The following is a 12,736-nucleotide window of genomic DNA, read 5'->3' as shown; positions in this document are numbered from 1 at the left end:
CACCATGCCTGGAGCAATGGTGTCCGCACTCGTCGTCGAGATCGGTGGAGCGGTCCTCGTGATGTGGTTGACGTGGCGGGCTGCGAACGGGCAGCTGGGCCGGAACGACCTCGCCGGCATCCGGACGCGGGTCACGATGTCCAGCGACGAAGCCTGGCGGACCGGGCACCGAGCGGCACTGCCACCGACGCTGATCTCGGGCGTGATCACGATCCTCTGCTGCGCAGTGTGCATCGTCGTGCCCGCGCTCCGCACACCCGCGTCGGTGATCGTCGTGTCGGTCGTCCTCCTGGGCGGCGCACTCCTCTCCATCCCTGTTGCCCACCGCGCGGTACGCCGAGCGGAATCCGAGGACTGATGCGGCGACGGACCTGACCCACCTCCATCACTCGCCGTGCTGTCGGAGCTGTGCGATCCGCAACGGAGAACGAACGGCGACGACCACAGCGGCCACGAAGACGACCGTCACGACGAGGAGCGCCACCCCTCCGCCCGCGACGGTCATGAGGGCTCCGCCACCGATCGCTCCGACCGCCGCGAGCGTCCGGTTCGCACTGCGCATCGTGCTGTTCATGCGTCCGAGGAGCTCGTCCGGCGTCACTGTCTGGCGCAGGCTCATCTCGTTCGCGTTCTCGCACCCGGCAGCGACACCGTGCACCGCGAACGCAGCGAAGAGGACGATGGTGCTCGCCGTCGGCATCGACTGCCCGAGCACGGTGGTCGCGACCGCGATGGCGGCCCAGGCGACCGGGTACACACCGCGAGCGGCGATGATCGTGCGCCCAGCCCCGAAGCGGCTGCCGAGTCGCGGTGCCGCGGTGGCACCGAGGAGCATCGCGACACCGCTGACCGCGAGGACTGCCCCGTAGACGACTGCCGGCAACGCGAGCGTCCGCAGTGCGAGGGTCGCGAACACCGTCAACCCGGCGGCGTTGGCGAGGAACCAGAGGTGCGTGGAGAACGCGAGCGGGGCGAGCATCGCGTGTCCGTACGTCCACCGCAGGCCGTCGGCGATGTCGCGACGCAACCGCGGACGTGCGCGTCCTGTCGGCACGCGCTCGTCGACCCGGACGCGGGCGACGAGGACAGCGTCGATGAAGAAGCTTGCGGCGTCGAGCGCGATCGCGAACGGCGCCGTCACGAGACTCACGAGCGCGCCGCCCAGCGCCGGCCCCACGGTCTGCGCGGCGGCGTCGCTCTGGTCGATCCGGGCGTTCGCCGCCAGGAGCAGCGGTCGGGGCACGATCCGCGGCAGGAGTGACTGGGTCGCGGCGAAGCCGACGACGGACAGGACGCCGAACACGAACAACGCGCCGGCCGTGACCCAGAGATCGAGCACTCCGAACGCCCAGGAGACTGGGATCACGGCCAGGCTCAGGCCACGCCCCACGCTGGACCAGATCAGGAGAGGCTTCCGACGGAAGCGGTCGACGTACGCCCCGACGACCAGCCCGAAGATCGCGTACGGCAGGAACTGGGCAGCGTTGACCAGCCCGACCTCGAAGGGCGTCGCGTGCAGCACGGTCACCACGAGGACCGGCACTGCCACGGCGCTCACGGCGGACCCGAACGACGAGACGGTCGCCGCCGACCAGTACGACCGAAAGCCGGCGACACGACGCAGCGTCGTCGCGTCCTCACCCATGGGCCAACGTTGGCAGATCGAGGTCCCTCCGTACAGGGTGCGTCAGGCCGAGGGCGTTGACTACACGCATGATCACCAAGGCCCAGATCCACGAAGTGGAGAACGCGACCGTCCGAGACCGCGACGGCGCATCGGTCGGCAAGGTCGCGCAGGTGTTCCCGTCCGACGAGGACGGCAGCGCCGCGTTCATCAGCGTCGCGACCGGGCTCCTCGGCAGTCACGCCGTGCTCGTCCCGGTCGAGGACGCCACGTTCGACGGCTCGGACCTGCACGTCGGGTACACCAAACGCGCGATCAAGGACGCACCGTCCGCCGGCGCCGGGAACACCCTGTCCCTCGCCGACGAGAACGCCGCGCGCAAGCACTTCGGGCTGTCCCCTGCCGGCAAGGCGACAGGCGACATGGGCGACCCGCACGAGAACCTCGACCAGGCAGGTACCGGCCCGGCCGGCGCCGACGACACCGAGGGCGCAGGCACGACGCCGCCGGCCTGAGTCGGGCCGACGTCGGTACCCTGACCGCAGGGGAACATGAGGGGGAACCGTTGACAGGCGACGTCCGAGGACGACCGACGGCACGGCAGCCGAGGCGGCTCGCGTGAACGAGCACGCGCCGGGCGAACACCGACCAGCTCGCATCGGTCTCACGTACAGCTCCGATCCTGCGCCCGAGGCGCACGACCAGCGCACCATCGCCGAGATGAACAGCCGCCGCAGGGCCTTCCGGGTCGTCGCGCGGACCGGGTTCATCCTCGCGCCGGTGATGTTCCTCCTGCCGCTCGTCTACCCGCTGCTCGGACGCGGGTGGCACATGGGGCCGGTCATCTGCATGACGGCGGCGTGGGCCGTCCTCGTGTTGGCGACCTCGTTCGCCGCGATGGCGTCCACGAAGCCGGGCGATCCCCCGTGGGTGCACCAGCTCTGGGCGGTGCCCGTCGCCGTCGTCGCGATGGTCCCCGGCGGCATCGCCGCGTTCGCACTGTACGGATCCGTCGTCGCCGGGGTGTACCAGGCAACGAAGTGAGCGGGACCTCCGATCAGTCCGAGGGCAACCGGACGAAGCGGTAGTCGGGACGCGGCACATCGAGTGATCCGACGAAGAAGTCGAGCCCTCCGTTGGACTCGTAGCCCTGGCGCACGAAGTGTCCGTCGAAGGAGAACCGGATGCCGGGCGAATCTCCGTCGGCCGCCTCCCATCGGCCCGAGAAACTCGGCGGATCCCCGTCGGCCGCACAGCCCGGAGGGCTCGTCGCAGTGTTCCCGGTCCGGCACGGGAGGTCGGTCGGGATGTCGCGCGCCCTGTACGTCCGGTCCGCCGACACGACGAACGCCGGCGCTCCGTCGCCACTCGCCCCGTCGAGCACCCAGGTGCCGGCGTGGTCCTGCTGCTCGGGCTGGGCTCCGGCCGCGCACCCGGTCACCAGGAGCGTCAGCACGCCGACCGCCGTCGCGACGCGCGTCCAGCGCCTGGTCAGCACCGCACGCTCTCTGCCCGTCCGCCCCATGGTGCTCCGTCCTCGTCCCCCACACGACCGTACAACTGACCAGCCGAGCGGCACGGAACCCGACCACGCGACGGACGTGCGCCGTCTCGTCCGCGGGATGCGTGCCTCCAGGCCGGACTGGAGGCGCGGCAGCCGTCCACCCCGCCGCTCACGTCAGAGCGTCGACACCTCCGCGCCCGTGACATCCTCTGGTGATGCTCACGGCGCGAGAACGGTGGTCGCGGATCTACGACAAGGAAGAGGTTCCGGCGCGATCGAGACCCCGCTTGTGATGCCCCGTCAGAAGACGTGCACGTGCTGGAAACTCCGACGACACTCCGGCGCCTGGTCCACAGCGCCGTCGTCGCCGCGGTGCGCCAGGCGACGAACTGAGCGGGACGTCCGAGCAGTTCGCGGACAAGCGCATGAAGCGGTAGCGCGGCTTTTGACGCAAACGGGACCGAGCCAGCAGTTGGCCCGGTCCCGGTGTTCGTTGCGAGATGTCAGCTCGTCACGCGTTCCACGTTGCTGAGTGCTGTCAGTACGTAGGAGAGCCGCAGGGCGAGCCGGTACTTCTTGGAGGCATCAACCCTTCGAGCGTCCAGAACAACCGCCTCGACGTCGGCCACATCGGTGTCGACCAGCAGGGCAACGTTCTCGTGCGTCAGGTGGTACTGCTGCGTGAGCGTCTCGACCAGTGCTCGAAGCCGAATGTCGTCATCCTCGGCCAGCCCTTCTGTGAGGAGCACGGAGAGCATCGAGAGTTGCGTGGTCTGAGCACCCGACAGCCCGGACGGTGCTGCCGTCATACCCGTTCGGTGTTCCGATGCCAGGTACTCCCGCAGGTGTTCAGGAGCAATACCCGTCATCGCGCTGATTGATTCGGGTGAGATCCTTCCAGTGTCGATCAGGTGCCGGAGCCCCTGGTCGACGTCATAGGCTTCCGTGCTCATCTTGAACACCTCTCAATCGGTCGTCTTCAGCCGAACCCGAGCCACCAGGAAAGCGAACTCGAGTGCGCAGTGGTTACTTGTAGGTGTACAGCGTCGCGTTGGGGCCGACTGTGGCGACAGGGAGGCCCGCGAAGTCCGCCTCGCCACTCAGTGTGCCTGAGTAGCGGTGTCCGCGAAGCTTGCTGGTGGGCACGTCGCCGGCGAAGACGAGTTCAAGCGTACGGCAGCCGCTCAGACCACTGGTGAGGTCGGTGATCTGGAACGCGCCCACGAAGTTCGTCGCCGGAACGTGCATGGCGATCGAGTAGTGGTAAACGCCTCCCGACGCCGTTACGGTGACCGTCCCCGATCCGTCTCCCGGGTACACGACGTCGGTGTGGACACCACCCGACGCGCCTGCCGTCTTCACCGGCAGCATCGGGAACACGGACAGCCGTCTGCGCCGCCCTTCACGTCCGAGCCGTGTCACCCCGGCACACGGCTCCCCCGGCGCCGCCAGGCGCAGGATGACGAGGTGATCACACCCACCCGCGCCGCCGGCCTCGACGCCCTGCGCGCGTTCGTCCCGCACGCCGGGGCCGACTACCGACGCGATCGCAACCACGACACCGGTCCGGCGCGGACGAACGTGTCCGGTCTGTCGCCGTACATCCGGCACCGGCTCGTCACCGAGCAGGAGGTCGTCGACGCCGTGCTCGAGCGACACAGCCTGCACACCGCGGAGAAGTTCGTGCAGGAGGTCTTCTGGCGCGCCTACTGGAAGGGGTGGCTCGAGCAGCGTCCCGAGGTCTGGCGCCGCTACCGCGAAGAGGTCCGTGACCTGCTCGCCGGCGACCTGCCCGCGCACTACGAGGACGTGGTCGCCGGGCGGTCCGGGATCGAGGCGATGGACGCGTGGGTGCGTGAGCTCGTCGAGACCGGGTACCTGCACAACCACACGCGGATGTGGTTCGCGAGCATCTGGGTCTTCACCCTCGAGCTGCCCTGGCAGCTCGGTGCCGACTTCTTCTCCCGACACCTGCTCGACGGTGACGCCGCCTCCAACACCCTGTCGTGGCGCTGGGTCGCCGGTCTGCAGACCAGGGGGAAGACGTACCTGGCGACGACGGAGAACATCGCGCGGTACACCGACGGCCGTTTCGCGCCGACCGGCCTCGCGACCGAGGCCCGAGCGCTCGACGAGGAGCCCTTCCCGGCCGCGGTCCCGGTGCCGTCCGACGACGTCGACGGCCGCATCGGCGAGCGCGTCGGGCTGCTGTTGCACGAGGAGGACCTGGAGCCCGAGAGCCTGCTCGCGGAGCACCCGTCCCTTGCTTCGTCGATCCGCGCAGTCGCCGTGGCCGCGGACCCCGGGCAGCGCTCCCCCGCCGAGGTGTCGACCGCGGTCACGGCCTTCACCGCCGGTGCGGTCGCGGACGCTGCGTCGCGGACGACCGATGCGACGGTGCTCGACTCGGTCGAGCCCTCCGCCGTCCTCGACTGGGCGGACGCTGCAGACCTGGACACGGTGGTCGTCCCGTACGCGCCGGTCGGTCCCGTCCGGGAGCGCCTCGACCTGCTGCGCACACGGCTCGGTGCAGAGGGCGTCGCGCTCGTGACCGTCCGCCGGCGGTGGGACGGACGCGCATGGCCGTACGCGTCGCGCGGGTTCTTCCCGTTCCGGGAGCGGATGCCGGGATCGGTCGGGGCTCATTAGCGACTGCCCGATGGGCTGGTCGACCCGCCGCGAACCTTAGAGAGCGCGCGTCAACGCTTGAGCAATGAGCTTTGCCGTCGTATTCGAGGCAACTGAAAAAAGCCGGCGCTGCTCCCCTCTTCTCGGTCGACGACCGCATACCCACACATGCGGCCCGCATCTACGGGCGCCGGTTCACGCCGTCAAATTGAAGCGAAAGAAACACCATTAGCCATCAGGCGCGGCACAGTGACCTCGGTGACGGTCACGGCGGAGGCTTCAATGCCGCACCACCGGCGACCAAGCTCGTCTGCCGCTATAGCAGTGGATCCAGAACCCAGATAAGGATCGAGTACAAGCTCATCAGGGTTAGTAGCAATCTCGATGATACGTCGCATCAGATTGAGCGGCTTCGGAGTGGCGAAGATTTCACCAGCAGCAACATCCTTCATGAGTTCCCGCTTAGCTGTCGCGTTATCGCCGACTTCACCGCTCAACCAGATGGTGGACGGCGCCAGCGGTTTCAGCTCGTCGACAAAACGCTTCAGTCGAGGAGTGCCGTCACCTCCCCGCGTCCAATAAATTCGACCCTCCTTCTCGAGCTGTGCCATCTTCTGCCGAGAGTAAGCCCAACACCGGCCCCTCGGAGGCGCCACAAGCCGACCGGTTGGACTCCGCAGCTCGTAAAACTGGGAGGGGACACCGTGGCCAGCCTGGACACTCACCGGCACAGATCGCCATCCACCCCTTGGATCGTCATCAGGATTCGAAAGCCCACCTTCATTAGGCAGCCCATTGCGTGCACGTTTCCAATTCTCGCCGATCGGCGAGTAGACATGAATGTAATCATGGGAGGAGCTAAAAGCGCGCCGATTGTCTCGAGAGGTTCGCTTCTGCCAGATGACCGTCGACACGAACGCGTCTCGGCCGAATACTTCGTCGAGGATCACGCGGCCATAATGTTGTTCACGATCGTCCAGATGCAACCAAATGCTGCCGTCCAGGCGCAGCAACGGCTTGATCGCGCGCAAGCGGTCGCGGAGCACCTGAGCCCACTCGTCGGAAGAACGACGGTCATCGTAGTGATGGAACCGCTCACCAGTATTAAAGGGCGGATCTAGATAAGCGAGCCTCACCGAAGCTGGCTCGAACCCCTGTGCAGATAGAAGAGCGAGGTTGTCACCTACCAGCAGGCGACCATGGCTCGGCGACCGCCTAACCGAAGGACTATCAGACCCAACATCACCGAGGGTCCGCACGGCCCCCGACTGAGGGACAGCACCAACCAACTCATCTGCCGTAGCCTCGAAGATCGCAGTCACAGCGCTAGCCTAAGCGCACGGACCGACAACATCGCCAGGGGGATACGCGTGGTCTTCAACTTCACGCTCCAGGACAGCACATCCAGCGACACCACGCTCACTGAGCTCCGCTCAGCATGTGCCGGAGCCGATCAGGGACAAGCTCTGTTCGCTTGGGCGACTGTTCCGGGCCTTAAAGCACTCATCGACACTCAGGAGATTCAGGATCTCCTTCTAGCCGGCTCGCTCGACATGATCATCGGCACCGACGCAGTGACGAACGAGGCCACCGTGCGTTACGCCCGAACGCTCGTCGGCCTATACCCTTCACTTTCGATCCGGTTCTTCCTGCATGATGAGAAGTGGTTTTTCCACCCCAAGACTGCCTGGTTCACAGCGCCCTCAGGAGCAGTCACTATCGTTACCGGCTCGGGCAATCTGACAAGGTGGGGCTTGACCGAGAATTGGGAAGCCGCGGTGCGAACCGAGCTTTCCCAAATTGAAGCAGCGAACCTGATCTCGAAGTTCGATTTGTGGGCGGCAAGGCACGCCTCACAACTCCACACCGCGAACGACCCTGCGGTGCTAGAGCGCGCGATCAAAAATCGACCCGTGGAACGCGCAGCTTTCTCTCAATTGCGCCCCACGGAACTCAAGCCGGACTCAGATCTACAGGCGACCGGAACTCCCAACGAGCCGTGGCTTCTTACCGAGTTGACGAAGAACCGGAAGAATCACGTCACTCTCGCACCGATGTTCAGCCAGGCTTCCTTCTCCGGTAATGTCGCGACTAATTATTTTGGCTTCCAGGAGAACCCGCAAACAGTCATCTCAATCTACCCCGTGAATGACCAGGGCATGATCACCGGAGAGCAGATCACGCCCATCCGCTTCAAGCCTGCAAGCACCAATTACTACTTCGAACTTAATGCGTATGCCGGCATGGATTACCCCGCCGCCGGCCGACCAATTGCCGCGTTCCGTCGTATAGCCGCAGATCGTTTCCTGTACGCAGTCCTGCTCCCCGGGGAAGATGGCTTCGACGACCTATTCGACCTCTGCTATTCGAAGCCTGGAGTGGATGGCAACCGCGCGAACCAGATGCGCCGCGCCTACTTCTCCGACACCGAGATCGCAACACATTGGCCGGACAATCCGATCATGTCACTCGATCAGATCTGATCACGGAGCGCAGTAGACGAGCACCTCTGCGCCTTCCGGCGCAGCCTGACTGACGTCACGTCGATTGAGCCGCGCATGCCTCGCCCCGTCGATCACGACGATCTCGACAGACTCGTAGTGGCGACTTGCGAGCTCCATCAGGGTTGGCAAGGCCACACTTCTAGGTCTTGCGGTTTCTCCGCCGGCTATAGGCGAGTACGACAAGAGCATGCTCGCGTTACACTGGCGCGCCATACCAAACAAGTCGTTAAAGGCTGCTTGCGCCTGGCTCACAATCGAAAATGCTGATTGATGCCGCTCGACACGATACAACCCTTTACTGGGCACCAGTCCGCCGCCGAGGTTTGAATAGGTCAACCCCGGCTCGTCGCCGATGGCGATGGTTTCAAGGATATGGTAGAAACGAGAGTAATGCTCCCTAGTGTACGGAGGATCGGCATAGATAACGGAGTTTGCGCCATGCTGCTCGATCGCTTCTCGAAAATCTGCGGTCTCCCCCCGCACAGGCAGTTCTATCGGCACGCTCGCCAGATGGTTCATTGCAACCGATAACAGGCCGCCTGGATCAAACGCCACCCTCCGCTTTGCAACCTTGAGGGCGACTTTATCCTTCGGCACTCCGGATCTACTCAGGACTTGCACCGGTTGCGCATAATGTCCGCCCACCGAGGTGACGAGATTCGAAGCAAATCTCATAGCCAGAGTCAGGCCAACGTCCACCTGCGGCTCCGGCATTCGCCTCGCTACGGCTATTGCGGCGTCCAGCCATACCGATTGCTCGTACGAGAAATAGACGCCCCCGTAGTAGCGAGTCATTACGAGCTTATTTAGGCCATCCTGATTCCGGAGGCCTAATTGCGCCCAAACACTTGTCGCCCCATGGGCCATTCCTGACCCCCTGGACAACATGGCGACAATTCCGTTGACGTCAGAACGGTCAAAGACGGAGCGCTCCCAAGCAACCAGGTGGGAGATACGCTCATCGTCAAGATAGCTACTGGCTTCTGCCGCGACGTCCTGCCAGTAATCCTCGGGCGAATTTTCCATGCGACGCGAATACCCGTTTACGAGAACCCGTGAGTAACTCTGGATATCGTTTGCTACAACCTCGCGCTCTTTCGCCACACTGAGCGCAACACTGCCGCTACCGGCGAAAAGATCAAGTAACCGCTTGTCGCCAGATGGGTCAAGTGCATTTATGCCTGACCTTATGGTGTCGATGTACCGGCTTTTCCCACCTAGGTACGGAATAGTTCTCAACAGCTAAATATATGTCGAATCAGAAGTCCCAGTCCTCGTCCTCCGTCACGACGGCCTTGCCGATGACGTACGACGACCCGGACCCCGAGAAGAAGTCGTGGTTCTCGTCCGCGTTCGGCGACAGGGCCGACAGGATCGCCGGGTTCACGTCCGTCGTCTCCTTCGGGAACATCGGCTCGTAGCCCAGGTTCATCAGCGCCTTGTTGGCGTTGTAGTGCAGGAACTTCTTGACGTCCTCGGTCAGCCCGACGCCGTCATAGAGGTCCTGCGTGTACTGCACCTCGTTCTCGTAGAGCTCGAACAGCAGGTTGAACGTGTAGTCCTTGATCTCCTGCTTGCGCTCCTCGGAAGCGCCCTCGAGTCCCTTCTGGAACTTGTAGCCGATGTAGTACCCGTGGACGGCTTCGTCGCGGATGATCAGGCGGATCAGGTCGGCCGTGTTCGTGAGCTTCGCCCGCGAGGACCAGTACATCGGCAGGTAGAAGCCGGAGTAGAACAGGAATGACTCGAGCAGCGTCGACGCGACCTTGCGCTTCAGGGGGTCGTCACCGGTGTAGTAGTCGAGGACGATCTGCGCCTTCTTCTGCAGGTTCGGGTTCTCCGTGGACCAGCGGAATGCGTCGTCGATCTCGGGCGTCGAGGCGAGCGTCGAGAAGATCGACGAGTAGCTCTTCGCGTGCACCGACTCCATGAACGCGATGTTCGTGTAGACGGCTTCTTCGTGCGGGGTGATCGCGTCGGGAATCAGGCTGATCGCGCCGACGGTGCCTTGGATGGTGTCGAGCAGCGTCAGGCCGGTGAAGACCCGCATGGTCAGCTGCTGCTCCTCGGGCGTGAGGGTGTTCCACGACTGCACGTCGTTCGACAGCGGCACCTTCTCGGGCAGCCAGAAGTTGTTGACCAGCCGGTTCCAGACCTCGACGTCCTTGTCGTCCTGGATGCGGTTCCAGTTGATTGCACTGACCGCGCTGATCAGCGGGATGGACTTGCCCGTTGCGTGGACCGGGTCGGTGAGGGTCATGGGATCGTCTTCCGGATTCGAGATGGTGATCTGGTGTCGGACTGGAGGCACGGGGCGGGNCCCGCCCCGTGCCTCCAGGATGTGGGCAGTCGCGTCAGCGACCGACCGCTACAGCATGCAGCTGACGCAACCTTCGACCTCGGTGCCCTCGAGGGCGAGCTGGCGCAGACGGATGTAGTAGATCGTCTTGATGCCCTTGCGCCATGCGTAGATCTGGGCCTTGTTGATGTCGCGGGTGGTGGCGGTGTCCTTGAAGAACAGCGTCAGCGACAGACCCTGGTCGACGTGCTGCGTCGCCGCGGCGTAGGTGTCGATGATCTTCTCGGCACCGATCTCGTACGCGTCCTGGTAGTAGTCCAGGTTGTCGTTCGTCATGAACGGCGCCGGGTAGTAGACGCGGCCGAGCTTGCCTTCCTTGCGGATCTCGATCTTCGACGCGATCGGGTGGATCGACGACGTCGAGTGGTTGATGTACGAGATCGAACCGGTCGGCGGGACGGCCTGCAGGTTCTGGTTGTAGATGCCGTGCTCCTGGACGGACGCCTTCAGCGCCTTCCAGTCGTCCTGCGTCGGGATCGTCACGTTCGCGTTCGCGAAGAGCTCGCGGACACGCTCGGTCGCCGGCGTCCACTCCTGGTCGGTGTACTTGTCGAAGAACTCGCCCGACGCGTACTTCGAGTCACGGAAGCCGTCGAACGTCTCCCCCGTCTCGATCGCGATGTTGTTCGAGGCGCGCAGGGCGTGGAACAGCACCGTGTAGAAGTAGATGTTCGTGAAGTCGATGCCCTCTTCGGAGCCGTAGAAGACGCGCTCACGAGCCAGGTAGCCGTGCAGGTTCATCTGACCGAGGCCAATGGCGTGCGACTTGTCGTTGCCGTCCTCGACCGAGCGGACCGACGAGATGTGCGACATCTGCGAGACCGAGGTCAGGCCGCGGATGGCGGTCTCGATGGTCTTGCCGAAGTCCGGCGAGTCCATCGTCAGCGCGATGTTCAGCGAGCCGAGGTTGCAGGAGATGTCCTTGCCGATCTCCTTGTAGGACAGGTCCTCGTTGAAGGTGGTCGGCGTGTTGACCTGCAGGATCTCCGAGCACAGGTTGGACATGTTGATCCGACCCTTGATCGGGTTGGCCTTGTTCACCGTGTCCTCGAACACGATGTACGGGTAGCCCGACTCGAACTGGATCTCGGCGATGGTCGTGAAGAAGTCACGCGCCTTGATCTTCGTCTTCTTGATGCGCGAGTCGTCGACCATCGCGCGGTAGTTCTCGGAGATCGGGACGTCGCCGAAGGGCATCCCGTAGACCTTCTCGACGTCGTACGGCGAGAACAGGTACATGTCCTCGTTGTTCTTCGCGAGCTCGAACGTGATGTCCGGCACGACGACGCCGAGCGACAGCGTCTTGATGCGGATCTTCTCGTCGGCGTTCTCGCGCTTGGTGTCGAGGAACTTCATGATGTCGGGGTGGTGGGCCGACAGGTAGACGGCACCGGCACCCTGACGTGCACCGAGCTGGTTCGCGTACGAGAAGGAGTCCTCCAGCAGCTTCATCACGGGGATGATGCCCGAGGACTGGTTCTCGATCTGCTTGATCGGGGCGCCGGCCTCGCGGATGTTGGAGAGCAGCAGGGCCACGCCGCCGCCGCGCTTCGAGAGCTGCAGCGAGGAGTTGATGCCGCGCGAGATCGACTCCATGTTGTCCTCGATGCGGAGGAGGAAGCAGGAGACGAGCTCGCCGCGCTGCGCCTTCGCGGTGTTGAGGAACGTCGGGGTCGCGGGCTGGAAGCGGCCGGCGATGATCTCCTCGACGAGGTCGATCGCGAGCTGCTCGTTGCCCTGCGCCAGGCCGAGGGCGGTCATCACGACGCGGTCCTCGAAGCGCTCGAGGTAGCGCTTGCCGTCGAACGTCTTGAGCGTGTAGCTCGTGTAGTACTTGAACGCACCGAGGAACGTCTGGAACCGGAACTTCTTGGAGTACGCCAGGTCGTTGAGCTTCTGGATGAACTCGAGCGAGTACTGCTCGATCGTCGCCGCTTCGTAGTACTCGTTCTCGACCAGGTAGTCCAGCCGCTCCTTCAGGTTGTGGAAGAAGACGGTGTTCTGGTTGACGTGCTGCAGGAAGAACTGCTTCGCGGCCTCACGGTCCTTGTCGAACTGGATGTTCCCGTCCGCGTCGTAGAGGTTGAGCATCGCGTTGAGGGAGTGGTAGTCCATCC

General features: G+C 64.2%; 13 protein-coding genes. 5 read left to right on the top strand and 8 right to left on the bottom strand.

Going from position 1 to position 12,736, the window contains the following annotated elements; all coding sequences use genetic code 11:
• Positions 1-4 precede the first annotated feature (4 nt).
• Positions 5-358, top strand: a complete 354-nt coding sequence (locus tag HUN59_RS03630) for an SdpI family protein (protein WP_174777527.1) — start codon at positions 5-7, stop codon at positions 356-358.
• Between the two features lie 27 nt (positions 359-385).
• On the opposite strand, the gene HUN59_RS03625 is transcribed toward HUN59_RS03630, so the two are convergent.
• Positions 386-1,645, bottom strand: a complete 1,260-nt coding sequence (locus tag HUN59_RS03625) for an MFS transporter (RefSeq protein WP_174777526.1) — start codon at positions 1,643-1,645, stop codon at positions 386-388.
• Between the two features lie 68 nt (positions 1,646-1,713).
• On the opposite strand from HUN59_RS03625, the gene HUN59_RS03620 reads away from it, so the two are divergent.
• Positions 1,714-2,139 carry a PRC-barrel domain-containing protein gene (locus HUN59_RS03620; protein ID WP_174777525.1) on the top strand — a complete coding sequence of 142 codons (426 nt, stop codon included), beginning with the start codon at positions 1,714-1,716 and terminating at the stop codon, positions 2,137-2,139.
• A gap of 103 nt (positions 2,140-2,242) precedes the next feature.
• Positions 2,243-2,668, top strand: coding sequence for a hypothetical protein (locus HUN59_RS03615; protein WP_174777524.1), 426 nt, complete (start codon positions 2,243-2,245; stop codon positions 2,666-2,668).
• Positions 2,669-2,681: 13 nt separating this feature from the next.
• Here the strand turns inward: HUN59_RS03615 and HUN59_RS03610 are convergent, their stop codons facing one another.
• The 3 genes from HUN59_RS03610 to HUN59_RS03600 all read right to left on the bottom strand — a co-directional run bounded on the left by HUN59_RS03610 (position 2,682) and on the right by HUN59_RS03600 (position 4,508).
• Positions 2,682-3,122, bottom strand: coding sequence for a hypothetical protein (locus HUN59_RS03610; RefSeq protein WP_174777523.1), 441 nt, complete (start codon positions 3,120-3,122; stop codon positions 2,682-2,684).
• Between the two features lie 509 nt (positions 3,123-3,631).
• Positions 3,632-4,081: an HTH domain-containing protein gene (locus tag HUN59_RS03605; protein ID WP_174777522.1), complete on the bottom strand. Its 450-nt coding sequence runs from the start codon at positions 4,079-4,081 to the stop codon at positions 3,632-3,634.
• 73 nt (positions 4,082-4,154) lie between these two features.
• Positions 4,155-4,508, bottom strand: coding sequence for a hypothetical protein (locus tag HUN59_RS03600; RefSeq protein WP_174777521.1), 354 nt, complete (start codon positions 4,506-4,508; stop codon positions 4,155-4,157).
• A gap of 87 nt (positions 4,509-4,595) precedes the next feature.
• On the opposite strand from HUN59_RS03600, the gene HUN59_RS03595 reads away from it, so the two are divergent.
• Complete coding sequence (locus tag HUN59_RS03595; protein ID WP_174777520.1) at positions 4,596-5,777, top strand: FAD-binding domain-containing protein; 1,182 nt, start codon at positions 4,596-4,598, stop codon at positions 5,775-5,777.
• A gap of 182 nt (positions 5,778-5,959) precedes the next feature.
• On the opposite strand, the gene HUN59_RS03590 is transcribed toward HUN59_RS03595, so the two are convergent.
• Complete coding sequence (locus HUN59_RS03590) at positions 5,960-7,078, bottom strand: site-specific DNA-methyltransferase (RefSeq protein ID WP_174777519.1); 1,119 nt, start codon at positions 7,076-7,078, stop codon at positions 5,960-5,962.
• A 48-nt stretch (positions 7,079-7,126) separates the two neighbouring features.
• Between HUN59_RS03590 and HUN59_RS03585 the strand changes: the two genes are divergently transcribed.
• The gene (locus tag HUN59_RS03585) at positions 7,127-8,239 is read left to right on the top strand and encodes a phospholipase D family protein (RefSeq protein WP_174777518.1); all 1,113 of its coding nucleotides are present in this window, start codon (positions 7,127-7,129) and stop codon (positions 8,237-8,239) included.
• On the opposite strand, the gene HUN59_RS03580 is transcribed toward HUN59_RS03585, so the two are convergent.
• The 3 genes from HUN59_RS03580 to nrdE all read right to left on the bottom strand — a co-directional run bounded on the left by HUN59_RS03580 (position 8,240) and on the right by nrdE (position 12,734).
• Complete coding sequence (locus HUN59_RS03580; RefSeq protein WP_174777517.1) at positions 8,240-9,499, bottom strand: DNA adenine methylase; 1,260 nt, start codon at positions 9,497-9,499, stop codon at positions 8,240-8,242.
• A gap of 19 nt (positions 9,500-9,518) precedes the next feature.
• Positions 9,519-10,520: a class 1b ribonucleoside-diphosphate reductase subunit beta gene (gene nrdF / locus HUN59_RS03575; RefSeq protein ID WP_058725585.1), complete on the bottom strand. Its 1,002-nt coding sequence runs from the start codon at positions 10,518-10,520 to the stop codon at positions 9,519-9,521.
• A 108-nt stretch (positions 10,521-10,628) separates the two neighbouring features.
• On the bottom strand, positions 10,629-12,734 hold the full coding sequence (gene nrdE, locus HUN59_RS03570) for a class 1b ribonucleoside-diphosphate reductase subunit alpha (protein WP_083519825.1): 2,106 nt from the start codon (positions 12,732-12,734) through the stop codon (positions 10,629-10,631).
• Between the last annotated feature and the right edge of the window lie 2 nt (positions 12,735-12,736).

It is taken from the genome of Curtobacterium sp. Csp2, assembly GCF_013347165.1.
Note: the sequence above shows the minus strand (reverse complement) of the source record. Positions and strands in the feature narration are given on the sequence as shown.